This window comes from Amycolatopsis speibonae, assembly GCF_042647925.1.
GTDB classification, from domain to species: Bacteria; Actinomycetota; Actinomycetes; order Mycobacteriales; family Pseudonocardiaceae; genus Amycolatopsis; species Amycolatopsis speibonae.
This window is the reverse complement of record NZ_JBHRWK010000019.1, coordinates 41,230-63,428: the sequence shown is the minus strand read 5'-3', so window position 1 is coordinate 63,428 and position 22,199 is coordinate 41,230. Positions and strand designations below refer to the sequence as shown.

27 protein-coding genes are annotated in these 22,199 nt (G+C 68.3%); 17 read left to right on the top strand and 10 right to left on the bottom strand.

Annotated features, from left to right (window positions below; genetic code table 11):
• Positions 1–64 precede the first annotated feature (64 nt).
• Positions 65–490, bottom strand: coding sequence for a PaaI family thioesterase (locus ACFOSH_RS14245; RefSeq protein ID WP_378239322.1), 426 nt, complete (start codon positions 488–490; stop codon positions 65–67).
• Positions 490–1,698, bottom strand: coding sequence for a 3,4-dihydroxy-2-butanone-4-phosphate synthase (locus tag ACFOSH_RS14240; protein WP_378239321.1), 1,209 nt, complete (start codon positions 1,696–1,698; stop codon positions 490–492). Before ACFOSH_RS14240 ends, ACFOSH_RS14245 begins: the two co-directional genes overlap by 1 nt.
• 269 nt (positions 1,699–1,967) lie before the next feature.
• On the opposite strand from ACFOSH_RS14240, the gene ACFOSH_RS14235 reads away from it, so the two are divergent.
• Together ACFOSH_RS14235 and ACFOSH_RS14230 are read left to right on the top strand one after the other, a co-directional pair.
• On the top strand, positions 1,968–2,384 hold the full coding sequence (locus tag ACFOSH_RS14235; RefSeq protein WP_378239320.1) for a DUF6892 domain-containing protein: 417 nt from the start codon (positions 1,968–1,970) through the stop codon (positions 2,382–2,384).
• Positions 2,385–2,547: 163 nt separating this feature from the next.
• Positions 2,548–2,709, top strand: coding sequence for a hypothetical protein (locus ACFOSH_RS14230; RefSeq protein WP_378239319.1), 162 nt, complete (start codon positions 2,548–2,550; stop codon positions 2,707–2,709).
• On the opposite strand, the gene ACFOSH_RS14225 is transcribed toward ACFOSH_RS14230, so the two are convergent.
• Positions 2,703–3,566, bottom strand: a complete 864-nt coding sequence (locus ACFOSH_RS14225) for an alpha/beta fold hydrolase (RefSeq protein ID WP_378239318.1) — start codon at positions 3,564–3,566, stop codon at positions 2,703–2,705. The genes ACFOSH_RS14230 and ACFOSH_RS14225 overlap by 7 nt on opposite strands.
• 145 nt (positions 3,567–3,711) lie before the next feature.
• On the opposite strand from ACFOSH_RS14225, the gene ACFOSH_RS14220 reads away from it, so the two are divergent.
• From ACFOSH_RS14220 to ACFOSH_RS14210, 3 genes are read left to right on the top strand one after another with little or no spacing between them, the layout of a single operon-like run.
• A complete protein-coding gene (locus ACFOSH_RS14220; protein ID WP_378239316.1) occupies positions 3,712–4,206 on the top strand; it encodes an RNA polymerase sigma factor in 495 nt (164 codons plus the stop codon).
• Complete coding sequence (locus tag ACFOSH_RS14215; RefSeq protein WP_378239315.1) at positions 4,203–4,673, top strand: hypothetical protein; 471 nt, start codon at positions 4,203–4,205, stop codon at positions 4,671–4,673. Before ACFOSH_RS14220 ends, ACFOSH_RS14215 begins: the two co-directional genes overlap by 4 nt.
• Positions 4,674–4,726: 53 nt before the next feature.
• A complete protein-coding gene (locus ACFOSH_RS14210; RefSeq protein ID WP_378239314.1) occupies positions 4,727–5,143 on the top strand; it encodes a DUF6892 domain-containing protein in 417 nt (138 codons plus the stop codon).
• Here the strand turns inward: ACFOSH_RS14210 and ACFOSH_RS14205 are convergent.
• The 5 genes from ACFOSH_RS14205 to ACFOSH_RS14185 all read right to left on the bottom strand — a co-directional run bounded on the left by ACFOSH_RS14205 (position 5,140) and on the right by ACFOSH_RS14185 (position 9,885).
• Positions 5,140–6,582 carry a TfuA-like protein gene (locus ACFOSH_RS14205; protein WP_378239313.1) on the bottom strand — a complete coding sequence of 481 codons (1,443 nt, stop codon included), beginning with the start codon at positions 6,580–6,582 and terminating at the stop codon, positions 5,140–5,142. The genes ACFOSH_RS14210 and ACFOSH_RS14205 overlap by 4 nt on opposite strands.
• Positions 6,583–6,599: 17 nt before the next feature.
• Entirely contained in the window at positions 6,600–7,790 is a 1,191-nt protein-coding gene (locus tag ACFOSH_RS14200) for a YcaO-like family protein (RefSeq protein WP_378239312.1), read from the bottom strand.
• A 78-nt stretch (positions 7,791–7,868) separates the two neighbouring features.
• Positions 7,869–8,009: a hypothetical protein gene (locus tag ACFOSH_RS14195; RefSeq protein WP_378239311.1), complete on the bottom strand. Its 141-nt coding sequence runs from the start codon at positions 8,007–8,009 to the stop codon at positions 7,869–7,871.
• A 203-nt stretch (positions 8,010–8,212) separates the two neighbouring features.
• Complete coding sequence (locus tag ACFOSH_RS14190; RefSeq protein WP_378239310.1) at positions 8,213–9,277, bottom strand: DmpA family aminopeptidase; 1,065 nt, start codon at positions 9,275–9,277, stop codon at positions 8,213–8,215.
• Entirely contained in the window at positions 9,274–9,885 is a 612-nt protein-coding gene (locus ACFOSH_RS14185; RefSeq protein ID WP_378239309.1) for a TetR/AcrR family transcriptional regulator, read from the bottom strand. The genes ACFOSH_RS14190 and ACFOSH_RS14185 overlap by 4 nt, the downstream gene beginning before the upstream one ends.
• Before the next feature lie 141 nt (positions 9,886–10,026).
• On the opposite strand from ACFOSH_RS14185, the gene ACFOSH_RS14180 reads away from it, so the two are divergent.
• The gene (locus tag ACFOSH_RS14180) at positions 10,027–11,406 is read left to right on the top strand and encodes an APC family permease (protein ID WP_378239308.1); all 1,380 of its coding nucleotides are present in this window, start codon (positions 10,027–10,029) and stop codon (positions 11,404–11,406) included.
• Here ACFOSH_RS14180 and ACFOSH_RS14175 read toward each other — a convergent pair whose 3' ends face one another.
• Positions 11,407–11,973, bottom strand: a complete 567-nt coding sequence (locus ACFOSH_RS14175) for a helix-turn-helix domain-containing protein (RefSeq protein ID WP_378239307.1) — start codon at positions 11,971–11,973, stop codon at positions 11,407–11,409.
• Positions 11,974–12,041: 68 nt separating this feature from the next.
• Between ACFOSH_RS14175 and ACFOSH_RS14170 the strand changes: the two genes are divergently transcribed.
• The 5 genes from ACFOSH_RS14170 (at position 12,042) to ACFOSH_RS14150 (ending at position 15,242) form a co-directional block, all read left to right on the top strand.
• Entirely contained in the window at positions 12,042–12,755 is a 714-nt protein-coding gene (locus ACFOSH_RS14170) for an AzlC family ABC transporter permease (protein ID WP_378239306.1), read from the top strand.
• Positions 12,755–13,075 carry an AzlD domain-containing protein gene (locus tag ACFOSH_RS14165; RefSeq protein ID WP_378239305.1) on the top strand — a complete coding sequence of 107 codons (321 nt, stop codon included), beginning with the start codon at positions 12,755–12,757 and terminating at the stop codon, positions 13,073–13,075. Before ACFOSH_RS14170 ends, ACFOSH_RS14165 begins: the two co-directional genes overlap by 1 nt.
• Before the next feature lie 54 nt (positions 13,076–13,129).
• Positions 13,130–13,759, top strand: coding sequence for a pyridoxal 5'-phosphate synthase glutaminase subunit PdxT (pdxT, locus tag ACFOSH_RS14160; RefSeq protein ID WP_378239304.1), 630 nt, complete (start codon positions 13,130–13,132; stop codon positions 13,757–13,759).
• Between the two features lie 51 nt (positions 13,760–13,810).
• The gene (locus ACFOSH_RS14155; protein WP_020635997.1) at positions 13,811–14,560 is read left to right on the top strand and encodes a YebC/PmpR family DNA-binding transcriptional regulator; all 750 of its coding nucleotides are present in this window, start codon (positions 13,811–13,813) and stop codon (positions 14,558–14,560) included.
• A gap of 151 nt (positions 14,561–14,711) precedes the next feature.
• Positions 14,712–15,242 carry a DUF4262 domain-containing protein gene (locus tag ACFOSH_RS14150; protein ID WP_378239303.1) on the top strand — a complete coding sequence of 177 codons (531 nt, stop codon included), beginning with the start codon at positions 14,712–14,714 and terminating at the stop codon, positions 15,240–15,242.
• Between the two features lie 434 nt (positions 15,243–15,676).
• Here the strand turns inward: ACFOSH_RS14150 and ACFOSH_RS14145 are convergent, their stop codons facing one another.
• Positions 15,677–16,123, bottom strand: coding sequence for a cupin domain-containing protein (locus tag ACFOSH_RS14145; protein WP_378239302.1), 447 nt, complete (start codon positions 16,121–16,123; stop codon positions 15,677–15,679).
• An 85-nt stretch (positions 16,124–16,208) separates the two neighbouring features.
• Here ACFOSH_RS14145 and ruvC point away from each other — a divergent pair, with 85 nt between their 5' ends.
• The 6 genes from ruvC to secF all read left to right on the top strand — a co-directional run bounded on the left by ruvC (position 16,209) and on the right by secF (position 22,145).
• Complete coding sequence (gene ruvC, locus ACFOSH_RS14140) at positions 16,209–16,793, top strand: crossover junction endodeoxyribonuclease RuvC (RefSeq protein ID WP_378239343.1); 585 nt, start codon at positions 16,209–16,211, stop codon at positions 16,791–16,793.
• Positions 16,790–17,389 (top strand): Holliday junction branch migration protein RuvA, encoded by a 600-nt coding sequence (ruvA, locus tag ACFOSH_RS14135; protein ID WP_378239301.1) that lies wholly within the window; start codon positions 16,790–16,792, stop codon positions 17,387–17,389. The genes ruvC and ruvA overlap by 4 nt, the downstream gene beginning before the upstream one ends.
• Before the next feature lie 7 nt (positions 17,390–17,396).
• Positions 17,397–18,470, top strand: coding sequence for a Holliday junction branch migration DNA helicase RuvB (gene ruvB / locus ACFOSH_RS14130; protein ID WP_378239300.1), 1,074 nt, complete (start codon positions 17,397–17,399; stop codon positions 18,468–18,470).
• Positions 18,471–18,615: 145 nt separating this feature from the next.
• Positions 18,616–19,023 carry a preprotein translocase subunit YajC gene (gene yajC / locus ACFOSH_RS14125; protein WP_378239299.1) on the top strand — a complete coding sequence of 136 codons (408 nt, stop codon included), beginning with the start codon at positions 18,616–18,618 and terminating at the stop codon, positions 19,021–19,023.
• A gap of 233 nt (positions 19,024–19,256) precedes the next feature.
• Complete coding sequence (gene secD / locus ACFOSH_RS14120) at positions 19,257–20,942, top strand: protein translocase subunit SecD (RefSeq protein ID WP_378239298.1); 1,686 nt, start codon at positions 19,257–19,259, stop codon at positions 20,940–20,942.
• Between the two features lie 3 nt (positions 20,943–20,945).
• On the top strand, positions 20,946–22,145 hold the full coding sequence (gene secF, locus ACFOSH_RS14115) for a protein translocase subunit SecF (protein ID WP_378239297.1): 1,200 nt from the start codon (positions 20,946–20,948) through the stop codon (positions 22,143–22,145).
• Positions 22,146–22,199 lie beyond the last annotated feature (54 nt).

Sequence of the window (22,199 nt, the reverse complement as noted above, 5' to 3'; positions counted from 1 at the left end):
CCGGCGCATTCACCTACGGGACGGCCTGGGGCTCTCGAAAGCCCCAGGCCGTCCCGTACCTGAATCAGGGGGTGGAGCCATTCCTGGTCATCACGCTGCCCTGTGCCACGGCACTGAGCGTCGTGGTTCCGTCCTGGCCGACCACGTGGAGATCGCAGCGGCAGGTGGCTTGACGGCGGCCGCTGTGCAAGACCACCGCCTCCGCGACGAGCCGGATTCCTTTGGCAGGCCGTAGATAGTCGATGCTGAATCCACTGGTGAGAATGGCCGGTCCCAGCGTCGTCCCGGCGGCGAAGGTGATCGCGTTGTCCGCGGCATAGGCGAGTACGCCGCCGTGGAGATAGCCGTTCTGTTGCAACAGATCCTCGCGGATGTCGAGCTCCAGGGCCGCCGCGCCGTTCCCGAACGAGGCCACCCTGGTGCCGAGCAAAACGCTGAACGGTTGCGCGGCCAGGCCCTTCCGGGCGTCTTCGAGGGTCAGTGAGGTCATCAGAGCCACGCTTTCAGATCGGCCAAATCCACCATGGGCATTCCCCAGCGCAGCGCCGCCACTTCGAGGTCGGCGCTGCCCGCCATCGTGCCGTCGGGGTTCATCACTTCGCAGCAAACGCCGACCGGAGGAAGACCGGCGGCGGTGCACAACGCAACAGTCGCTTCGGTGTGCCCGGACCGGTCGGCGAGCAGGCCCGGCCGAGCGGCGAGCGGGAACACGTGCCCAGGACGCAGAAAGTCCTTGGCTGTCGCGTCCGGATCGGCCAGTTTCCTCACCGTGGCGGCCCGCTCGGCCGCGGAGACGCCGGTGCCCGTGCCCGCGGCCAGGTCGACCGGTATCGACCAAGCCGTTCCTTGCCGGTCGCCTTCGCCGGGCATCGCCGCGATTTCGAGGCGTCGCAGCACTTCCGGCGCGCACGGTACCGCGGGAAAGCCGCAGACCTCGGTCAGCAGGAAGGTGAACGATTCGGGTCGGAGACGAGCGCCTGCGAAGATGACGTCGCCCTCGCCTTCGGTTTCCGGGTCCCAGACGATGACACCGCCACCGGCGGCGAGCTGGCGCACCACCTTCTCCACACCGGCGCGTCCGTCGACACGACCGGCCCACGGTAGCCGGGGCAATGCCTTGCCCACCGCCGACAGAGGGGCCTTCTCCGCCAACCGGCCGACCAGGTCGAGTTCCAGATTCACCCGGTCTCCGGCCTTCAGATCGCCGAGGGTGGTGGCCGAGCGGGTCATCGGGAGCAGCACGACCGAAATCCGGTCACGCAGGACCTCTGCGATGGTGACACTGACGCCGTCGAGGGCGATCGGGGACTTCGCGAGCAGCCTGTCCAGCAAACGCTGCGGCGGCCGGAGCCAGATCCGGCGGGCATCGCCTTCGTCGTCGATCCGGATGACCTTGCCGACGGCGTCGACGTAGCCCTGGACCAGGTGACCGTCCAGCGGGTCCCCGACCTGAAGCGGCGTCTCGACGTTGACAGGGTCGCCGGCGGCAAGCGCGTCGAACGTCGACCGGCGCCGGGTTTCCGCGGAGAGCACCGCCTCCAGGACACCGTCGACCGGCCGCACGGTGAGCCGTACTCCGTTGACGCACGCTGATCCGCCGTCGCGGACGCGGTCCGCGCTCTTCGGCGCCCGCACACACAGCACGTCGCCTTTGATCTGTTCGATGGCTCCAAGCTCGCCGATTCGCCCAGTGAACATGAATCAACACCCCGTTTTGACGCCGTACCCAGGAAGCCCGGCGATGGCCGGACACAGGGACGCGGGGTCTCACCGCCTGGTCCCGGAATCACACCGGGTCGTTCCACCCCCTCGGCGGAACCGGCCGACTATACGGCCACACCGTGGAATCGCACCACGAGTCGATCATAGCCACATCGTGGATCACTTTGGCGGGGAAACGTGGTTGCCGTCCGAGGGTGTGTTCGAACCCTATAGGCGGTGTCGTTCCCGCCTATAGGGTTCGCGGCATGAGTCCGGAGATCCAGTTCGCCGACCGCAACTTCAAGCTCGCGGTCGTCCAGGAGCTGATGTACAACCAGGATCTCCTCCCGAAATTCGACCCGCGGGAGTACGCCGCCGAGCGGGGTTTCACCTTCGACGGAGGGAGCGTCGAGGCGGTACCCGAGGCGCTGGCTTACTTCGACGCGCTCGAGGTCCCCGTCGAGCTTGCGGAGAAGATCACCGAGATCGAGATGGACGGCGGCAACGAGATCTACCTCGAGATCGCGCCGAACTGGGATGGCGAGGACGGGCTGTTCGACGTCGACGAGTTCGCCGACGTCGAGCACTTTCCCCACCTGAAGTCGATGACCCTGCTCTACACGGGCAACGACGAGGCTCTGGAGACGTTGCGGGCGCGCGGCATCGAAGCAGACTGGCTCTGACCCGGCCGTGTCCGGACCCCTTACGGCTCCCGAGCAGGCGCTGAGCGAGGGTAAGGGGTCGATCCGCGCCGGTATGTAGTGATCACCCGATGCTGGAAGGCACCCCTCAGGACGAATCTGGTCACTACCGAACGAGGTAGTGAGTTCCTGAGGAGAAACAGTGATGAACAGCAACGACGTTCTGCTCGCTGGGGTACTGGCCGAGGTGGACTACCGGACCGAGCAGATGCTGAAGGCCGGTCGCAGCGGGTGGGTCGAGCGGGCCCGCCGGGCGGGTAAGCGGATCCGCGTGCACCGTGCCGAGATCCGGGTGTCGGCTCAGTAGCGCCCCCGGATGTCGGCGAACAGGGCGAGGGCAGCGGAAACGACCGCGTCGGGCCGCTGCTCGGGAATGAGATGCCCGCAGTCTTCGAGTACGCGGACGCGCAGGTTGTCCGCGTACCGCTCACCACCGCGCAGGAAGGCCTGCGGCACGAGGACGTCCCGGCCGCCGACGAGGATTTCGGTCGGTACGTTCAGCCGAAGTTCACGGTAGCGCCGGAGCCGGCGCAGGTCGTGGACGACGAACTGCCAGTTCAGGGCCTGGCCCGCTCGCGCGTGGGCGGGCAGGCGGCTGTCCTCGGTGAACTCGGCGATCGCGTCGTCCGCCGCGCCCCAGCGGCGAAGCAGAAGTCCGGTCAAGCCGGGCCAGTGCCGCAACACCGCCGATCCGAGCAGCGGGTACTCCCAGAGCGCGGTGTGCCAGAACCGCCAGGCCTGTGCGCGGATCGCCGCCCGGTCCGGCCACGGATGCGTCATGTTGAGCGCGAGATGGTTCTCGATCCGTTCCGGCGCGCGAAGGCAGAGGAAAAAGCCGGTCCACGCGCCCCAGCCGTGCGAGACGAGCGAAACCCGCTCCAGCCCCAGCGCGTCCAGCAGGCCGATCAGGTCGTCGACGCGAGTCTGGGTGTCGTAGCCGGTTTTCGGCGAATCCGACCAGCCCGCGCCCCGGAAGTCCGGGCAGAGTACGCGGTGGTGTTCGGCCAGGCCGGGGAGCACCTGGCGCCAGGCGTACCAGTGCTGCGGGAAACTGTGCAGCATCAGCACCGGCGTTCCGGTACCGGCCTCGGCGACGTGCAGCCGGAGACCGGCGACGTCCACGAACCGGTGCCTGACCCCGGCTACCTCGGGGAACGGTCTCATCGGCGTGTCCTTTCCTTCGGCGTTCTTGACCGAAAGAGGAGCGGCGAGCCGAGGACGTTCCCGGCGGAAATGTGACCTGCGTCCCGGGAACCATCCGGGGTTCGCCGTCCTCTGTCAGTCGGGATCCCGCTAGGTGAGGAGGCGAATGCCCGAACTCGACGAGCTTGTGCGCACCGCCCAACGTGGTGACGCGCTCGCCATGCAGGAGCTGCTCAGCCTGCTCACGCCGTACGTCGGGCGGTTGTGCGGCCCGATCGCGCTGGACGACGGGCCCGACGCCGCTCAGGAGGCGCTGATCGCGATCTTCCGGAGTCTGCCGCGGCTCGCCGAGCCCGCCGCGGTGTTCGGCTGGGCGCGCGCGATCGCGGTCCGCGAGGCCGTGCGGGTGGCGAAACGGGCTCGGCGGGTCGTTCCCGCCGAACTCGCCGAAGTCCCGGCCGCCGGCGATCCGGAGCTCGCCGTCGACATCCGTGACGTGCTCGACAGGCTGAGCCCCGAACACCGCGCGGTGCTGATGCTCCGCGACGTCGAAGGTCTCGACGAGCAGGCGGCGGGGGAGTTGCTGCGGGTGCCTGCCGGCACGGTGAAGTCGCGGCTCTTCCGCGCGCGGAAAAGCTTCCGAAAGGAGTGGGACCGATGAGCTGGCCGGTCACCGAACTCGACGCGGTCGCCCGGATGCGGGTACTGGCCGCGGCCCTGCCCGGCGCGTTCCTCGCCGAGACTGTGCTCGACGCGCCCTTCGAACGGGTCTGGGCGGTCGCGGCGGACCTGGAAAACGAGCTGCCGCGGCTGCTGCGCACCATCCGTTCGGTGCGGATCGTCCGTGATGACGGCGAAGACCTGGTCGCCGACATCACGGGCCACTTCGGGCTTCGGGACTCCTTCGACATCGCCCTGCGGCCCGGCTGGTGCGTGATGCAGAGCGGCCGGGTGGTCGGCGGGATGGCCGCTGTCGCCGAAGGCGCCGGGACGCGCTTCGCGTTCCTCGGCGCGCTCCGCGTGCCGGGCACTCGACCGCTCGGGCCGGTCCTGAGTCTGGCCGGCAGGCCGCTCGGTCGCGGCATGCACACGCGGCTCCGTGACCGCGTGGCCGGAACGGATGACTGAGGGTTCTGTCCATTTCGGACCACGGCGGCGCCGCCGTTTGTAAGGTTCGGGGTATGAGCCAGCCGATCCCGTTCGCCGACACCAACTTCAAGCTCGCCGTGGTCCAAGAGCTGATGTACAACCAGGAACTCCTGCCGAGGTTCGACCTGCGGGAGTACGCCGCCGAGCAGGGCTTCACCTACGACGGCGGGAGTGTCGAGGCGGTGCCTGAGGCCTTGGCCTACTTCGCGGCGCTCGAGGTCCCTGCCGAGCTCGCGGAGAAGATCACCGAGATCGAGATGGACGGCGGCAACGAGATCTACCTCGAGATCGCGCCGAACTGGGACGGCGAGGACGCGCTGTTCGACGTCGACGAGTTCGCCGACTTGCGGCACTTTCCCAACCTGAAGTCGATGACGCTGCTCTACACGGGCAACGAGGAGGCGCTGGAGACGGTGCGGGCACACGGCATCGAGGCGGACTGGCTCTAACGCGTCAGGGGCACGACGCTCGTCTCGTGGACTTCCCGCGCCGCGGAGACGTCGAGATCGAGATGGACGAAATCCGGGTTGTAGCGCGCCAACAGGTAGAAGGCTCGTCCCGCCATGGTCAGGCTGTCCAGCGATTCGATGCCGCGGTCCATCGCCGCCAGTTCGAGTTCGGCACTCGGGATCTCCCAGCGTCGGGAGAACCAATCGAGAATCCGTTCGGACGAGAGATCGTTGATGTCGTGTTCCCAGTTCTCCTCGAACACGCGATCGTTCACGTCCCAGGCCAGCTGGACGAGGTGTCGCGCGTCCTGCCAAGGAGGTTGGTGGCGCAGATGCCGGATCGCGAGTTCGTCCCAGGTCAACCCGGGGTGCACGCGAAAGCTGCGGACGAGGAACGTGACCAGCTGATCGGGCAGGAGCAGGGTGTCGCGTTCGGTTCGGGTCGACCATTGGGTGAGGAACTCGAGCCGGGAGGGGTCGGCCGGGAGCCGGTAGAGACCGCGGTGCTCGCCGTGGCGGAGGGCGATCTGTTCCAGATCCTCGTCGTCCGCGGCGGGTGAATTCGCGCCACATTCCTTGGCACAGGCAGTCTTCAGCGCGCGGAGAATCAGTTCCCGGTGGAACCGGGGGTAGTCGTCCGCGAACAACTGGCAAGCGCGCAGTGCGCCGAGATGCCCGTGGCGTGGGGAGTCGCCGATGTCGAGACCCGACGCGGCGATCTGCCACGAGCAGAGGAAGGACGTCCGGTTCACCGGCGCGACAGCGGGTGACGTCGAACGCTCGGCTCGACTGGCCTGACGCAGGGAATCCAGCAGCAGCAACGCGTCTTCGCGTTTGGGATCGAGACGATGAGCCAGGCAGTACCGGCGGATCTCGTGAACGGTATCCGCGTCGATTCCTGCTTCCCGGCCTGCCGTGACCAGGCCATCGTAGGAGCGTCGTCCGAATGGCCAGGCGGCCAGCGTGGCGACGAGACGTGTCGCTGTCCCGCTGTCGCAAACGCCGTCTTCCACCGCCCGCGACAGGGTGGCCCGCAGGCACACCAGCGGTTCGGACAGCGGCCGGTACCGCTCGTCCGGCGTGCTGTGCAGCAGGGTGACCTCGTCGTCCGCTTCCAGAATCCCGTCACGGTAGTCCGCGTAGATCCCGCCGATTCCTTCCATGCCGAAGGAGTCCAGTTCGGCGGCGCGGAGCGCGCCCATGCTGGCGGCGCCGAGAACTCGGACGCCGTGGCTCAGCAAAGCCAGGATTTCCTTGTGGCGGACCGTGCCGACCTGGTGGAAGTAGCCGTCGACGATACCGACGACGTCGCCGGGCTCCAGGGACAGCCGCAGGAGATCGCCCGCGGCCACGGGCGGCAAGACCTCGATCGCCGAGTCCGGCACCAGGTCGGCCGCGTCCGGCAGGCTCGGGCCGATGAAGAGAAGGCAACGAGGCATGATCCTCCGCTCCGAGTTCAGTGAAGCTGCAGAGAAGTGCCGGGGCAGACGACATGTGCCACCGGCACCCCGATTTCAGGCTGCGTCAAGTCGACGTACAAGGGCGCGTGACCGGTCACCAGCTGGATTCTCTCGGCGACCTTTTTCACTTCGCTGTCGAGAGTGGGGAGCGCGGAAGACTCGATGGCGTCGAAGGCGATCGCCGGATTGTCCTGGCCCTCGAAGGGCGGAGAGTCCGACGAACGCCGGACCCCGAAGACGCGGGCTTCCCGGTACGGAGCCTTGCCGATGTCGTCCCGTGCCCCCGCGATGGCCGTGGCGCGAGACTGCGCGGCTTCGGTGAGCGCGCGCGACAGAGCGACCGCCGCGTCCGAGTGCGCGCCGGCACCGGCGAAAGTCGCGGGGAACGCGTCACTCCAGATCAGTACGCTGAAGACCGGGATTCGATACGGGTTCGCCAAGAAGCTCATCTGGACGTGCACTTTCGCCGCGCGATATCGCTCCAGGAGGCCCATCAGCCCGGGGTCGCCGACGGTCTCCGCGTCCACCAGGTTCGGCGTCCCCTCCCGGGCGACCCGCGCGATCGAATCGCGCTCCACGAGTTCGTACATCCCGTGCAGCAGCGCCTCGTCCAGCGTGTTCCCGCTGGCCAGTCCGTTGCTGCTGGACCGGAACAGCGGCGGGGACCACCGCTCGTCGCACCGATAGTCCAGCCGGACGAAATCCGACGGCACCAAGGACTCTCCACCGCCGTCGACCAGGTGCGCGGTCCGCCAAGACAGTCTCGTGTCGGGGTTGAGGTAGTTCCGGCTCGCCAAAGCGAGTTCGTGAACCCGGTATCCGACCAGCGGCTCCACCTCGCAGACCGAACCCGTCTGTGTAGAGGGCTTCAGGGGATTTTCCGCGTGCCACAGCTCGACACTTTCCATCGCCGCCGAAACCCGGGCGAGCTCGCGGCTGTTTCCTTTGCCTTGCGAAACCGACAGGGTGAACGAATTCGGCCTGACCGCTTGGAAAACCGGGATCCCGATCTCGTCGAGCCAGGTGACGTCGGCGACACGGGTGATGACGAGCCGCGGCAGTTTCGGCTTGATCCACCGCCAGGTCTCTTCGGGGAGGCGGCTCCGATGAGTTCCGTCGAACACCACTTTGGCCGAACTCGGTTCTCCTTGCCCGGTTGCCTGAGCCGTCTGGTGCATCGTCTTCATCTCATTCCCCTGTGCGGGAGGCGAATCGGAACCCGACCGGGCCGGCGGCAGGGCGCGCCGCCGCCGGCCCGACGCGAATCAGCGGCCGTTGAGTTCGCTGTACTCCGGCGCTCCCTCGCCCTCGACCAAGGGGAAGTGATAGGCGGAGATCTTCGCGGATCGGACGTCGGTCAGGTCGGCTTCCAGGTCGGAAGCGGTGGGCAGCACGAGACCATTCATCTGCGTGTTCCTTTCTTTCGCACCTTCTCGGGGATTTCCCGGTGACCCAGGGAAACTCGGCGGAGGCTGATCCGGACTTCCAGATTTCAGCGTCGCCAGGGGAAGGTCAATGCGTTTGCCCGAACAAAGATCTTCTGTTGTCCGAACGCACATCGGTACCGATCCGCTCCGGACAGTCACCGCGTGCACGAAGCCGTGCCGGATCAGCCGCGCCAGTGCGCCTCCGGCACCGCGGGGACCCGGTGACCTCGGTGGCCGGTCATCTCCTTGTTCGCGAACAGCGCGTTGAGCACCGCCTCTTCGGTCGCCTGGACCACGGCCTCGAAGAACGGGTCGAGCCTGCCCCACGGGACGAACCGGAGGTTCTCGTACTCGGCCTCTTCCGTCCGCGGGAACCGGCTGGTGAGCGAGCCCGGGTTCGCCGTGCTGAACGCGAGGAAGAGGTCGCCGGAAAAGTGCGAGCCCGTGGTGCCGGTGCGGGCGAGGCCGAGCGGGACCCGGCGCGCGAGCGACGTGCACTGGCCGGGCAGCAGGGGAGCGTCGGTGCCCACGATCACGATCACCGACCCCGCGCCCGACGGCGCCGACCATTCCTCCTCCATCGGGTTGTCGGCGCGGAGTTCCAGCCCCACGGGCTCACCCGCCACGGTGAGCTCGCGGCGCGAGCCGAAGTTGGCCTGTACCAGGACACCCACGGTGTACTCGTCGTCCCCATAGGACACCACGCGGGAGGCCGTGCCGGTGCCGCCCTTATAGCCGTAGCAGATCATCCCGGTTCCGCCGCCGACGGAGCCTTCGTCGACGGGCCCGGTCCGCGCGGCGTCGATCGCGGCGATGGCGTGTCCACTGTGGATGGTCGGCGCGGTGCTGTCGTTCAGGTAGCCGTCCCAGGTCTCCGCGACCACCGGCAACAGCCATTCGGCCGCGACGTCGGGCCGTTCGCGCACCACCCAGTCGATCACGCCGCGATGGCACGCGCCGACGGCGTGCGTGGAGGTGATCAGCACCGGCAAGGTCAGCGACCCGGTCTCCGCCAGCCAAGCGGTGCCGGTCATCTCGCCGTTGCCGTTGAGGGCGTACGTCCCGGCCGCGCAGGGCACGGCGAAATCCTCGTGCCCGCGCGGCAGCACGGCGGTGACGCCGGTGCGCACCGATTCGCCTTCGACGAGCGTCGTGAAACCGATCTCGACGCCGGGGACGTCGGTGAGCGCGTTGTGCTCGCCGGTCCGGCCCGGCAGCGGGATACCCAGGTCACGGGCGCGGGTCATGAACGGTCCTCCAAGGGGTTCGAGGTGGCTGTGCGGGCGTAGGAGAGCAGCATCGCTTCGGCTGTCGCGGTTTCCAGCGTCGGCACGGCCTGGGTGAGGTGCAGGCCGTAGCCGTCTTCGAGCGCGACGAGGTTCCGCGCGATCGACACCGCGTCCGCGGTCAAGGTGAACTCGCCGGTGGCCGCGCCCGCTTCGAGGATGCCGGTGTAGATCCGGACCTGCTGCTCGTAGAGCGTGATGTGCCGGGCGGCGTACACGGGATCGCGGCGGGCGATCGTGCCGAGTTCGTAGAGCAGTACGCAGAGTTCGTCCGTAGGGCCGGTGGGCAGGCCACTGCGGATCATCGCCAGCAGCCGTCCGGCCGGGCTCGGCTTCGCGCCGGCGGCCAGTTCCCTCGCCGAACAGAACCGCGCCACCGCCTCACGCTGCACCTCCTGGAGCAGGTCGGTGAGGGTGGGGAAGTAGTACAGGACCGAACCCGACGACAGGCCCGCCCCCTCGGCGATGTCCCGCAGCCGCAGGTTCAGCACGCCGCGGTCGAGGACGGCCTGTCTGGCCACCTCGATCAGTTCGGCCCGTCGTTCCGGTGCCTTGCTCGGTCTCGCCATGGTCTCATTCTTCGAATCTCGTTCGAAAAACGCAAGTGCTGAGCGCGATCAGGTCTTGACGTCACAGGGTGAAGGGCCTTTGATGCGTGCTCAACAGTTCTTCGAAGGAGACTCAAAGAACCACCTTCCAGGAGGTCGGCCGTGTCCACTCCCGCCCTACGCCGCGGTCTGCGCACCCTCGGCACGCTGCTCATCACGCTCTCCGCGATCAGCCCAGCCTCGTCGGTCTTCATCATCGCGCCGGGGGTGATCTCCGGCGCCGGTACGGGCGCCTTCTACAGCTTCTTGGCCGCCGCGGTCGTCGGCGTGTTCATGGCCTTCGTCTACGCCGAGCTCGCGTCGGCGTTCCCGCTGGCGGGCGGCGAGTACGCGATCGTCACCCGCACGCTCGGCCGCTTGCCCGGATTCGCCGTACTCGGCCTGATGATCATCACGCAGGTGCTCATCGTCGCGGTGATCGCGCTCGGTGTCGGCACCTATCTCGGCGTGCTCCTCCCCGGGGTGCCCGGTTCGGTGATCGCCGCCATGACCTGCGTGGTCGCGGCCGGGGTCGGGGTGTTCGACATCAAGCTCAACGCCTGGGTCACCGGGATCTTCCTGGCGATCGAGATCCTCGCGCTGATCGTGGTCAGCGCGCTCGGACTGCTGAACCCGGCGCGTTCGTTCACCGAGCTGCTCGCGCATCCGGTCGCCTCGGACGGCGGCCCGGCCACCGTCGGCGCCATCGCGATCGCCACGTCGGTCGCGATCTTCGCCTACAACGGCTACGGATCGGCGGTGTACTTCGGCGAGGAGACACAGGACGCCTCCCGCGGGATCGCCCGCGCGATCCTGATGGCGCTCGGCATCACGGTGCTGGCCGAACTGATCCCGGTGACCGCGGTCCTGCTCGGCGCGCCGGATCTGAACGCGCTGTTCGCCTCGGAGAACATGCTGTCCTACTTCATCGGCTCGGTCGGCGGCGGAACCCTCGACACCGTGCTCGGCCTGGCCGTCGCGCTCGCGATCATCAACGCGGTGCTGGCGATCGTGCTGATCAGCTCGCGGATGCTGTTCAGCAGCGGCCGCGACCGCGCGTGGCCGTCGCCGGTCAACCGGGCACTGGCCGCGGTGCACCCGAAGTTCGGGACGCCGTGGGTGGCCACCGTCGGTACCGGCCTGGTGGCCGCGCTGCTCTGTTTCGTCGATCCGAAACTGCTGCTGGTGGTGACGAGCACGTCGATCGTGGCGGTCTACGCGGCGCTCTGTCTCGGCGCGATCGTCGGCCGCCGCACCGGCGCGACCGCGCACGCCGCGTACCGGATGCCGTGGTTCCCTGTCGCGCCCGTGCTGGCGCTGGCCGTGCTGGTGTTCGTGGTCTACCAGAACGTGCTCGACCCGGCGGTCGGACGGCCGAGCCTGATCGTCACGGCCTGCGTCGCCCTGCTGTCGATCGGGTACTACCTCCTGGTGCTGCGGCGGAAGGGCGGCTGGAAGCTCGCTGATGTCACCGAAGAGAAGGCCGACGAGCCGGCCGCCTGATCAGGTGTACTCCGCGATCTCGACGCCGTACGTGCCCGGTTCGAGCGCCTCGAAGATGTGCGGCACGTCGCCGGGGTAACAGATGTAGTCGCCGGGCAGCAGTTCGACCGGGTCGTCCTGCGGGCCGACCCTGGCCCGCCCGGCGCTGAGGACCATGTGCTCGACGATGCCGCTCATATGCGGATCCGAAAGCCGGGGCCTCCCGGGCTCGCCGCGAATCAGGTAGACGTCGCGCCGGGCACCGGGTGGGCAGGAACTGAGCAGCGTGCACGCGTAGTCGGCGTGTTCGGCGAACACCGTCGGCCCACTGCCCGAGCGGATGACCTGCACGCGAGGACGTTCGGGCTCGACCACTCGCGAGAACGGGACGTCGAGCGCGACGCACAGCGCCCAGATCGTCTCGACGCTCGGGTTCCCGGTCCCGGACTCCAGCTGGGAGAGCGTGGACTTCGCGATGCCCGCGCGTTTGGCGAGCTCGGTGAGGGACAGCCCGGCGCGGGCGCGTTCCCGGCGCAGGGACGTGGCGATGACGTCCAGTGGTGCGCCGTCGGACGCGGTCGGGGACATGCGTTCGCTCCATCGGTCGTTGCGTTCGCCTTGACGAACACGGCTGCGTTCGTTCATTGTATGATGCTATGCGTTCGATATGGCGAACAACCACTCGTGTCCTGGGGCGCGATCTTCTCCGTGACATCGGGCTGGTCTGCCTCGCCGACACCATTGTCGGCATCTCCTACGGCGCGATCGCGGTCGGCTCCGGCTTCCCGATCTGGGCGCCGATGCTCCTGTCGGTGCTGGTCTTCGCCGGCGCCTCGCAGTTCATGTTCGTCGGCATCATCGCCGCGGGCGGGAGCCCGGTCGCGGCCGTCGCGGCGGGCCTGCTGGCCAACGCGCGCCATCTGCCGTTCGGCTTCGCGATCGGCGACGTCCTGGGGAAGCGGTGGTCGTCGAGGATCGTCGGCAGTCATCTGATGATCGACGAATCGGTCGCGTTCGCGCTGGCCCAGCGCGATGAAGAGCGCCGCCGCGCGGCGTACTGGGTGTGCGGGATCGGGCTGTTCGTGTGCTGGAACGTCGGCGTCCTCGCCGGGGCGTACGCCGGGACAGCGATCAGCGACACCGGCGCCTTCGGCCTCGACGCGGCCTTCCCGGCGGTCCTGCTCGCGCTGGTCCTGCCGTCGCTGCGCGACCGCGCCACCCGGCTGCCGGTGCTTCTCGGGGTGGCCGTCGCGCTGGCCACGACGCCGTTCCTGCCGGCCGGGCTGCCGGTGCTGCTCGCGCTGGTCGGCGTGCTCGCCGGAGTGGCCGCGAAGGAACCCGCCGAACGTGAACCCGAGGGAGTGCGCTGATGGACCCGATGGACCTGATCATCGCCGGCGGCGTGCTCGCCGTCGGGACCTTCGCCTTCCGGTTCGCCGGACCGGTGCTGAAGGCGCGATTCACCGTGTCGCCCAAGGCCGAAAAGCTGATGGCGCGTTCGGCGGTCGTCCTGCTCGCCGCGCTGGTCGCGGTCGCCGCGCTCACCGAGGGACACGAGTTCGCCGGATACGCCCGGCCCGCCGGAGTCCTGGTCGGGGGCGTGCTCGCCTGGCGCAAAGTGCCGTTCGCGCTGGTCGTCGTGGCGGCCGCCGCGACCGCCGCCCTGCTGCGGCTGGCCGGGGTCCCCTGACCTGGCCGTTCCCCGGGGCGCCTAAGCTGAGCGGAAGGTCTTTCGGGAGGTCGGGTGGCGATCGCGACGGGGGCACGGCCGGTGGTCGGCGTGCTCGCACTGCAGGGCGACGTGCGGGAGCACGCCGCGATGGTGGAGCGCGCCGGTGCCCGTGCGCTGCCGGTCCGCCGCGCGAGCGAACTGTCCGAAGTGGACGGTCTGGTGCTGCCGGGCGGCGAGTCGACCACCATGTCGAGGCTGCTTGAGACCTTCGAGCTACTGGAGCCCTTGCGGGAGCGCATCGCGGACGGACTGCCCGCGTTCGGCTCGTGCGCCGGGATGATCCTGCTCGCCCGCCAAGCCCTCGACGGACGTCCTGACCAGCGGCAACTCGGCGGACTCGACGTCGTCGTCCGGCGCAACGCCTTCGGGCGGCAGGTCGACTCGTTCGAAGCCGACCTCGACTTCACCGGCATCGAAGGCGGCCCGGTGCACGCTGTGTTCATCCGCGCCCCGTGGGTCGAAAAGGCGGGCGACGGGGTGGAGGTACTCGCCAGTGTCCCCGAAATGCCGGGCTCGGACGACGCGGCCGCTAGGATCGTCGCGGTCCGGCAGGGGGCGGTACTCGCCACGTCGTTCCACCCCGAACTCACCGGGGACGAGCGCGTGCACAGGCTGTTCGTCGACCTCGTGCGGCAGGCTTAAGCAAAACTGACACTGTGCCCAGCGGCGGGCACAGCAGTAGATGGAGGAGAGATGAGCGGCCACTCCAAGTGGGCCACCACGAAGCACAAGAAGGCCAACCTGGACGCGAAGCGCGGCAAGCTCTTCGCCCGGTTGATCAAGAACATCGAGGTGGCGGGACGCACCGGCGGTGGCGACCCGGACGGCAACCCGACGCTCTACGACGCCATCCAGAAGGCCAAGAAGAACTCGGTCCCGCAGGACAACATCGAGCGTGCCCGCAAACGCGGCGCCGGTGAAGAAGCGGGCGGCGCCGACTGGCAGACCATCACCTACGAAGGCTACGGCCCGAACGGTGTGGCCGTGCTGATCGAATGCCTCACCGACAACAAGAACCGTGCCGCCATGGAGGTCCGGACCGCGCTCACCCGGAACAACGGCTCGCTCGCCGACCCGGGTTCGGTCGCCTACATGTTCAACCGCAAGGGCGTCGTGATCATGCCCAAGGGCGAGGCGGCCGAGGACGACGTCCTCATGGCCGTCCTCGACGCGGGTGCCGAGGAGGTCAACGACCTCGACGAGAACTTCGAGATCGTCTCCGAGGCCACGGATCTCGTCCCGGTCCGGAAAGCCTTGCAGGAAGCCGGTTTCGAGTACGAGTCCGCGGATCTCACCTTCCTGCCGACGGTCAGCGTCCCGCTGGACGTCGACGGCGCGAAGAAGGTCTTCAAGCTCATCGACGCCCTCGAGGATTGCGACGACGTGCAGAACGTTTACGCGAACTTCGATGTGTCGGACGAGGTCATGGCCGAGGTCGGCTGACGGTTGGTCCTGACGACGTGCAGAACGTTTACGCACTGCGCCGGATTCCATGTGTCGGACGAGGTCATGGCCGAGGTCGGCTGATCGATTTTCCCGCCATGCCGTGGAAAATCGGTCCCGGGACTAGGTGCGGGCGCTCGCGTGGGGCAGAATGTCGCGCGTGACGACCTCCGAAGCCGATGCCCTCACCGCCGAAGAAACCGAACTCGTCCAGTGGATCGAGTCGCAGGCGCAGGCGAGAGGGAACGCGGTCATCGCGGTCGACGGCGACGAGAACGACGCTCCCTTCTGTTTCACCGCGTGCGCCTGGGCACTGCACAACGTGGCGGAAGCGGTCGTCATCGGACTGCCAGGGCAGATGGGGCCGGTCCTGCTCGACGCCTACGTCGACCGCGCGGCCGCCGGCGAGATCTTCGAGGTCGGCAAACGCTACGACGATTTCTTCGAGGGCGCGGCGGTGGTCTTCGAACGGGTCGCGAAGGGGCACTATCCCGAGTACTTCGGGCACGCGTTCCTGATCTACCCGGACGGGGACTTCCCGGCACTGCAGATGATCGTCGCCACGCCGGACGGCCACTTCCCGTGGCATCCGGACGCGCCGGAGGGCTTCGCGCAGTACCAGCCGGTGCTGACCGAATCCGGTGACCCGGAGAGCTGGACGCCGGGCGTCGACGGCCCCTGATCCGCTGGTCCTTGAGGCGCTGCTGAGCGAGTCGTCAGTCCGTGAAGGCCTCCTTCCCTACTTTCAGCGTAGGGAAGGAGGCCTTCACGGACTTCGGCGATCGCCACGTTCGCCTCAGGCGCACCGGCAGTCACAGCGGCCGCGCGTGAAGGCACCCCCTCGCGCGGCTCGACCTTGACGCCTCGGCTGAGTACGTGAAGGACCCTTCATTGTGCTAGACGCAGTGAAGGGGGCCATCACGTACTTGGGGAAGGGATGAAGGTCGAGTTTCCTCGGCTCAGCCGCGTGAAGGGGTCCTTCACGCGCAGCCGCTGTGACTGCTGGTGCATGCGGGGCGCATGTGGCGATCCGCGAGGTCTTCACGGACTCGCGCCCAGAATCCAGTAGGCGCCCTTGGCCCTAGCCCGAATCGCCACTCACGACCACCGCGGCACTCACTCCAGCCAGGGCGCCAGGTCCTCCGCCGCCCCTGGAAACTCCGCCACCAAAGCAGCCGCGGACCGAAACTCCACAGAGTCGTCCGTATAAGGCGGCACCACCACCGTCCCGACCAGACTCCACTCACCGGTACTCACCGACGCCTGCCAGACCCCGGCGGGCACCCCCACCTGCGGCCGCTGCCCGGCCGCGACGTCCGGTCCCAGCACCGGCCGCGAGATCCGACCGTCCGGGTGCAGCAGCAGCATCCGCACCGGCGCGCCGGCGTGGTGGGCGTAGATCTCCAGCCGGTCCAGCCGGTGCGGCGCCGAGGTTTCCGGCGGAGCGAGCAGGTAGTAGATCGCGGAGGCGGTCTCGTCGCGCCAGCTCTGCGCCCAGCGGCCGCCCTCCACGGGTAGCGGCTGGAGACCCAGATGGGCGGCGAAGTCGTCAGGGCTCGGCATGTCCTCATCTTGCCCGGAGCCTGCTCCGGGTAGCCTCAGGCTCGAACTGATGTTCGCCGGAGAAGTCGGAGCAGCGGAGGAAAGCGTGCGGGTACTCGGGGTCGACCCCGGTCTGACCAGGTGCGGGCTCGGAGTGGTCGACGGCGGCACGGGCCGCACCGTCCGCGCCGTGGCCGTCCACGTCGTGCGGACCCCGCCGGACGCTGATCTTTCCGTGCGCCTGCTGGGGATCTCCGACGCGGCCGAGCAGTGGATGGATCGCTACAAGCCCGAAGCCGTCGCCGTCGAACGGGTCTTCGCGCAGCACAACGTGCGCACCGCGATGGGCACCGCGCAGGCGGGCGGCGTCGTCGCGCTCGCCGCGGCCCGGCGCGGGCTGCCGGTCGTGTTCCACACGCCGAGCGAGGTCAAGGCCGCCGTCACGGGCTCCGGCCGCGCGGACAAGGCGCAGGTCACCGGTATGGTCATGCGGCTGCTCGGCCTCGAGGTCAAACCGCATCCGGCGGACGCCGCGGACGCGCTCGCGCTCGCCATCTGCCATCTGTGGCGCGAACCGATGCGCGTCCGGCTCGCCGAAGCCGAAGCCAGAGCGGCCGAGATCGCCAAGAACCACAAGGCCAGGCTCGCCGCCGCGGCCAAACAAGCAAAGACTCAGGGAGCGGCTCGATGATCTCCTCGGTACGCGGTGAAATCCTCGCCATCGGTCTCGACCACGTCGTGATCGAGGTCGGGGGAGTGGGCTTCGCCGTGCAGGCCACACCCGCCACTCTCGCGACGCTTCGCCGCGGCGAGGAGGCGATGCTGCACACCGCGCTCGTGGTCCGCGAGGATTCCTTGACGCTGTTCGGTTTCGCCGACGCCGACGCCCGCGAACTGTTCGGCCTGCTGCAGACGGTCTCCGGGATCGGCCCCCGCCTCGCGCTGGCGACGCTGGCCGTCCTCGATCCCGACAAGCTGCGGTCCGCGCTGGTCGAAGGCAACATCACCGTGCTCACCCAGGTGCCCGGCATCGGCCGCAAGGGTGCCGAGCGGCTCACGCTCGAACTGCGCGACAAGGTCACCGCGCTCGCGGGTCCGACCGACGGCTCCCCGGCGGTCATCGCTCCCGGCGCGCTGCGGGACGAGGTCGTCGAGGCGCTCGCGGGTCTCGGCTTCCCGGCCAAACAGGCCGAGCAGGCCGTCGACAAGGTGCTCGGCGAAGGCGACGGCCACACGACGTCCTCCGTACTGCGTGCCGCGTTGGCCACCCTCGGGCGTAAGCGGTAGCCCGCACATGGACTATGAGGCCGTGACGGAATTCGAGGCAGACGAGACGCTTTCTGCCCTGCCGCAGACCGGCGAACGTGAGGTCGAGACCACGCTGCGCCCGCGCAAGCTGGACGAGTTCGTCGGCCAGCCGCGCGTGCGTGAACAGCTCGAACTCGTGCTGGAGAGCGCGCGGCGCCGGGGGGTGCCCCCGGACCATGTCCTGTTTTCGGGCCCGCCGGGGCTGGGCAAGACGAGTATGGCGATGATCGTCGCGGCGGAACTCGACTCCGCCATCCGGATCACCTCGGGTCCGGCGCTGGAACGGGCGGGCGACCTCGCCGCGATGTTGTCCAATCTCGCGCCCGGTGACGTCCTGTTCATCGACGAGATCCACCGCATCGCCCGTCCCGCGGAGGAAATGCTGTATCTCGCGATGGAGGACTTCCGGGTGGACGTCGTCGTCGGCAAGGGCCCCGGCGCCACCAGCATCCCGCTGGAGATCGCGCCGTTCACCCTGGTCGGGGCGACCACCAGGTCCGGTTCGCTGACCGGTCCGTTGCGCGACAGGTTCGGGTTCACCGGCCAGATGGAGTTCTATTCCGACAGCGAACTCGAACTCGTCGTCCGCCGGGCGGCGACGATCCTGGACATCCCCATCGACCGCGACGGCGGCGCCGAGATCGCGCGCCGCTCGCGAGGCACGCCCCGGATCGCGAACAGGCTGCTGCGCCGAGTGCGCGACTACGCCGAGGTCCGCGCCGACGGGCACGCCACTCGCGAGGTCGTGCGCGCCGCGCTGGAGGTCTACGACGTCGACGAACTCGGCCTCGACAGACTCGACCGCGCGGTGCTGACAGCGCTGGTCCGATCCTTCGGCGGCGGCCCGGTCGGTGTGTCCACACTGGCCGTCGCGGTGGGGGAAGAACCGACTACGGTGGAAGAGGTGTGTGAGCCTTACCTGGTCCGCGCCGGTATGCTCGCCCGCACTCCTCGCGGCCGGGTCGCCACAGCGGCCGCGTGGGAACACCTCGGCCTGCCGGCTCCGGCCGGTGCCACACGTGGCGAGCAGGGTGGCCCGAACCTGTTCGACCAGGACTGACCGGACCGTTCACGAGGTCCGGGGCCTGTGGTGGCGACGGGTGGTGGTGGAGTTTCCGCTGGCACCTGGCACACTCGGGTAGAGCACACCCCGCCAAACCGGACAAAACAGCGCACCGCGCGGCGTCCGCTCGAAATGGAGAATCATGAACCAGTTATTGCTGCCGCTGCTCCTGATGGCCGTCGTGGCGATTCCTCTCGTCATGGGCACCCGTAAGCAGAAGAAGGCGGCGGCAAAGCAGCAGGAGCTGCTCTCGAGCCTTGCTCCCGGTGACCGGGTGATGACCACCTCCGGTCTCTACGCGTCTGTCGCCGACGCCTCCGCCGACACCACGATCGACCTCGAGATCGCTCCTGGTGTCGTGACCACCTGGCTGCGCCAGGCCGTCCGCGAGAAGGTCGAGCCGGTCGTCGAGACGGACGTGGACGACGCTGACGCCGTCGAAGCCGAGGCTGTCGTCGAGGCGCCGGTCGTCGAGTCGAAGGACGACGAGCGCGTCGAAGAGAAGGCGGGCGCGCAGATCGCTCCTCCGCTGGAGCACGGCAAGAAGTAGCGCTTGTAAGGCCATCCCCGACACCAGACTTTCGTAGGTGCGGGGCCAACGCCGGGCTCACGCAGCACCGAGTAGTGTCTCGGTGCTGCGTGCGTGTCCGTCGTCATAGTCGTGCCCGTTCACCGGGCATCGTCATCGAGGCAGGTTCGCGGTACCACCGGACTCCCGTCCGGTTGAGTGAACAGCCAAGTCCATTGGGGAAAACCCAGTCCGTCCGAGGAGACCGAAGCACAGTGGCCGCACCGGCCGGGCATCTCCGCCCGGGACGCTATCTCGCCTTCTTCGCCCTGATCGTGGTGGCGCTGTACGCCCTGGTGTTCTTCACCGGTGGCGGTAAGCCGACGCCGAAACTCGGCATCGATCTGCAAGGCGGCACGAGGGTCACCCTGTCCGCCCGTAATCCCGACGGCGGCGACCCTCCGCGAGAGTCCCTCGAACAGGCCCGCTCGATCATCGAGCGCCGGGTCAACGGTATCGGCGTCGGTGGCACCGAAGTCGTGCTCGACGGCAGCAACGTCGTCATCACCGTCCCCGGCGAGCAGGGCGACCAGGCCAAGACCCTGGGCAAGACCGCGAAGCTGGGCTTCCGGAAGGTCGTGACGTCGCAGCCGTCGACTCCGGTCCCGCAGCCGTCGACCCCGCCGGCTTCAGGTGCGCCCTCGCCCTCGGGTGCCCCGGGCGCGAGCGCTCCGCCGAGCAGCCCGGTCAACGGTGGTGGTGGCGCCGTCGGTGCGCCGCAGCAGCAGGGCGACTCCGACGAGCAGACCAAGAAGGAGATCGAGGAAGCCCGGAGCCTCCGGCAGAACCCCGATCTGCTTTCGACGGACCAGGCGAAGCAGGCCGCGGCCGCCGAGAAGGCCTTCGCGGCCCTCAACTGCGACCCCAAGGTGACGGACCCGCTGGTCGGCAACGACCTCACCGACAAGCCGCTGGTCGCCTGTGGTGACAAGAACACCATGAAGTACCTGCTGGAGCCGGAGTTCCTCCCCGGAACGGAGATCGCCGACGCTTCCTCGGGCTACGACACCCAGAACTCCCAGTGGGTCGTCAACCTGAACTTCAAGGGCGACGGTTCGCGCATCTGGGGCGACTTCACCTCGAAGAACGTCCAGAAGCAGGCCGCGTTCGTCCTCGACACGCAGGTCGTCTCCGCGCCGACCATCCAGTCCGCGATCCTGGGCGGTCAGACCCAGATCACCGGCCGGTTCAGCCAGGCCGAGGCGAAGGACCTGGCGGACGTTCTGAAGTACGGCTCGCTGCCGCTGTCGTTCGAGTCCTCGGACGCGACGACGGTGTCCGCGACGCTGGGTCTCGCCTCACTGCAGGCGGGCCTGATCGCGGGCGGTATCGGCCTGCTGATCGTCTTCATCTACTGCTTGTTCTATTACCGGCTTCTCGGCGTGCTGACGATCCTGTCGCTCGCCTTGTCGTTCTCGCTCGTCTACGCGGTGTTGGTGTTGCTGGGGCGGTGGATCGGGTACACCCTCGACCTCGCCGGCGTGGCGGGTTTGATCATCGCGATCGGTATCACCGCAGACTCGTTCGTCATCTATTTCGAACGATTGAAGGACGAGATCCGGGAAGGCAGGTCGTTCCGGTCCGCGGTGCCACGCGGCTGGTCCCGTGCCCAGCGCACGATCCTCGCCTCGGACGCGGTCAGCTTCCTCGCCGCGGCCATCCTGTACTGGCTGGCCGTCGGTGAGGTCAAGGGCTTCGCGTTCACCCTCGGCATGTCGACCGTTCTCGACCTCGTCGTGGTCTACCTCGTGACCCACCCGCTGGTCGCGTTGATCTCCAGGTCGAAGTCGAAGATCCTGTCCAACCCCAAGAACCTCGGCCTCGGTGCCGTGCAGCAGCTGGGCTCGGAGCGCAAGGCGGCCCGTCCCGCCACCGGTCGCCCGAACGTCAAGGAGGCATGAGGCGTGGTCGACGACAACACCACCACCGCGGGTAAGCGCGAGAGCGTCTTCCGCCGCCTCTACGTGGGCACAGGCGCGTTCGACGTGGTCGGCAAGCGCAAGCGCTGGTACCTCTTCTTCGGCGCGCTGGTCCTGGTCTGCATCGCGTCGATGGGGATCAAGGGGTTCAACTTCGGGATCGACTTCGAAGGTGGCACCCAGGTCCAGATGCCCGCCAACGGCAAGAGCGGGCAGATCACCGAGCAGCAGGCGAAGGACGTCTTCGCCGAAGCCCTCGGCAGGCCCGCCGACGAGGCGCAGAAGGTCGGAACGGGCGGGTCCTCGACCATCCAGCTCCGTTCGGAAACGCTGGAGACGGCCGAGGTCAACAAGCTCAAAGAAGCGCTGTTCGAGAAGCTGGGCCCGATCGGGTCCAACGGGCAGCCGAGTGTCCAGGCGATCAGTGACAGCGCGGTGAGCGCGTCCTGGGGCGGGGAGATCTCGCGGCAGGCGTTGATCGCACTCGGGGTGTTCCTGCTGGCGGTCACGCTGTTCCTGGCGTTGTACTTCGACACCAGGATGGCCGCCGCGGCACTGATCTCACTGCTGCACGACATCGTGGTGACGGCGGGTGTGTATTCGCTGATCGGCTTCGAGGTCACGCCGGCGACGGTCGTCGGTCTGCTGACGATCCTCGGGTTCTCGCTGTACGACACGGTGGTGGTGTTCGACAAGGTCCGCGAGAACACGACCGGCCTGCTCGGGCTCACCCGCCGGACCTTCGGCGAGGCGGCCAACCTGGCGCTGAACCAGACGCTGATGCGGTCGTTCAACACCGCGCTGATCGCGATGCTGCCGATTCTCGGTCTGCTCGTCGTCGGGTACATCCTGCTCGGCTCCGGCACGCTGCAGGACCTCGCGCTGGTGCAGCTCACCGGCACCGTGGTCGGCGTGCTGTCCTCGGTCGCGCTGGCCACCCCGCTGCTGGTGGACTTCAAGATGCGTGATCCGAAGTACCGTCAGCAGGCCGAGCGGGTCGCCTCGCGGCGCGCGAGCCAGGCCCGCAAGGCCGCCGAGCGCGACGACGAGGACTTCGACCCGACCGACGAGGACTCCCTCGCCGCCGAACTCCGCAAGGAGAAGGCGTACGCCGCCGCGGCGAGCGTCCCGGTCCGGAACCAGAAGGCCCACAAGGGCCGTCCGTCGGGCAAGCGCAAGCGGTAACCCCGGTTTCGAGCGCTATGAAGGGGCCTTTCATTGCAAAATTTGCAATGAAAG

Excerpts from the sequence above, each read along its gene's own strand:
- ACFOSH_RS14245 (WP_378239322.1), bottom strand. The coding sequence starts at position 490 with ATGACCTCACTGACCCTCGAAGACGCCCGGAAGGGCCTGGCCGCGCAA.
- ACFOSH_RS14240 (WP_378239321.1), bottom strand. The coding sequence starts at position 1,698 with ATGTTCACTGGGCGAATCGGCGAGCTTGGAGCCATCGAACAGATCAAA.
- ACFOSH_RS14235 (WP_378239320.1), top strand. The coding sequence starts at position 1,968 with ATGAGTCCGGAGATCCAGTTCGCCGACCGCAACTTCAAGCTCGCGGTC.
- ACFOSH_RS14230 (WP_378239319.1), top strand. The coding sequence starts at position 2,548 with ATGAACAGCAACGACGTTCTGCTCGCTGGGGTACTGGCCGAGGTGGAC.
- ACFOSH_RS14225 (WP_378239318.1), bottom strand. The coding sequence starts at position 3,566 with ATGAGACCGTTCCCCGAGGTAGCCGGGGTCAGGCACCGGTTCGTGGAC.
- ACFOSH_RS14220 (WP_378239316.1), top strand. The coding sequence starts at position 3,712 with ATGCCCGAACTCGACGAGCTTGTGCGCACCGCCCAACGTGGTGACGCG.
- ACFOSH_RS14215 (WP_378239315.1), top strand. The coding sequence starts at position 4,203 with ATGAGCTGGCCGGTCACCGAACTCGACGCGGTCGCCCGGATGCGGGTA.
- ACFOSH_RS14210 (WP_378239314.1), top strand. The coding sequence starts at position 4,727 with ATGAGCCAGCCGATCCCGTTCGCCGACACCAACTTCAAGCTCGCCGTG.
- ACFOSH_RS14205 (WP_378239313.1), bottom strand. The coding sequence starts at position 6,582 with ATGCCTCGTTGCCTTCTCTTCATCGGCCCGAGCCTGCCGGACGCGGCC.
- ACFOSH_RS14200 (WP_378239312.1), bottom strand. The coding sequence starts at position 7,790 with ATGAAGACGATGCACCAGACGGCTCAGGCAACCGGGCAAGGAGAACCG.
- ACFOSH_RS14195 (WP_378239311.1), bottom strand. The coding sequence starts at position 8,009 with ATGAATGGTCTCGTGCTGCCCACCGCTTCCGACCTGGAAGCCGACCTG.
- ACFOSH_RS14190 (WP_378239310.1), bottom strand. The coding sequence starts at position 9,277 with ATGACCCGCGCCCGTGACCTGGGTATCCCGCTGCCGGGCCGGACCGGC.
- ACFOSH_RS14185 (WP_378239309.1), bottom strand. The coding sequence starts at position 9,885 with ATGGCGAGACCGAGCAAGGCACCGGAACGACGGGCCGAACTGATCGAG.
- ACFOSH_RS14175 (WP_378239307.1), bottom strand. The coding sequence starts at position 11,973 with ATGTCCCCGACCGCGTCCGACGGCGCACCACTGGACGTCATCGCCACG.
- ACFOSH_RS14170 (WP_378239306.1), top strand. The coding sequence starts at position 12,042 with ATGCGTTCGATATGGCGAACAACCACTCGTGTCCTGGGGCGCGATCTT.
- ACFOSH_RS14165 (WP_378239305.1), top strand. The coding sequence starts at position 12,755 with ATGGACCCGATGGACCTGATCATCGCCGGCGGCGTGCTCGCCGTCGGG.
- ACFOSH_RS14155 (WP_020635997.1), top strand. The coding sequence starts at position 13,811 with ATGAGCGGCCACTCCAAGTGGGCCACCACGAAGCACAAGAAGGCCAAC.
- ACFOSH_RS14150 (WP_378239303.1), top strand. The coding sequence starts at position 14,712 with ATGTCGCGCGTGACGACCTCCGAAGCCGATGCCCTCACCGCCGAAGAA.
- ACFOSH_RS14145 (WP_378239302.1), bottom strand. The coding sequence starts at position 16,123 with ATGCCGAGCCCTGACGACTTCGCCGCCCATCTGGGTCTCCAGCCGCTA.
- ruvA (WP_378239301.1), top strand. The coding sequence starts at position 16,790 with ATGATCTCCTCGGTACGCGGTGAAATCCTCGCCATCGGTCTCGACCAC.
- ruvB (WP_378239300.1), top strand. The coding sequence starts at position 17,397 with ATGGACTATGAGGCCGTGACGGAATTCGAGGCAGACGAGACGCTTTCT.
- yajC (WP_378239299.1), top strand. The coding sequence starts at position 18,616 with ATGAACCAGTTATTGCTGCCGCTGCTCCTGATGGCCGTCGTGGCGATT.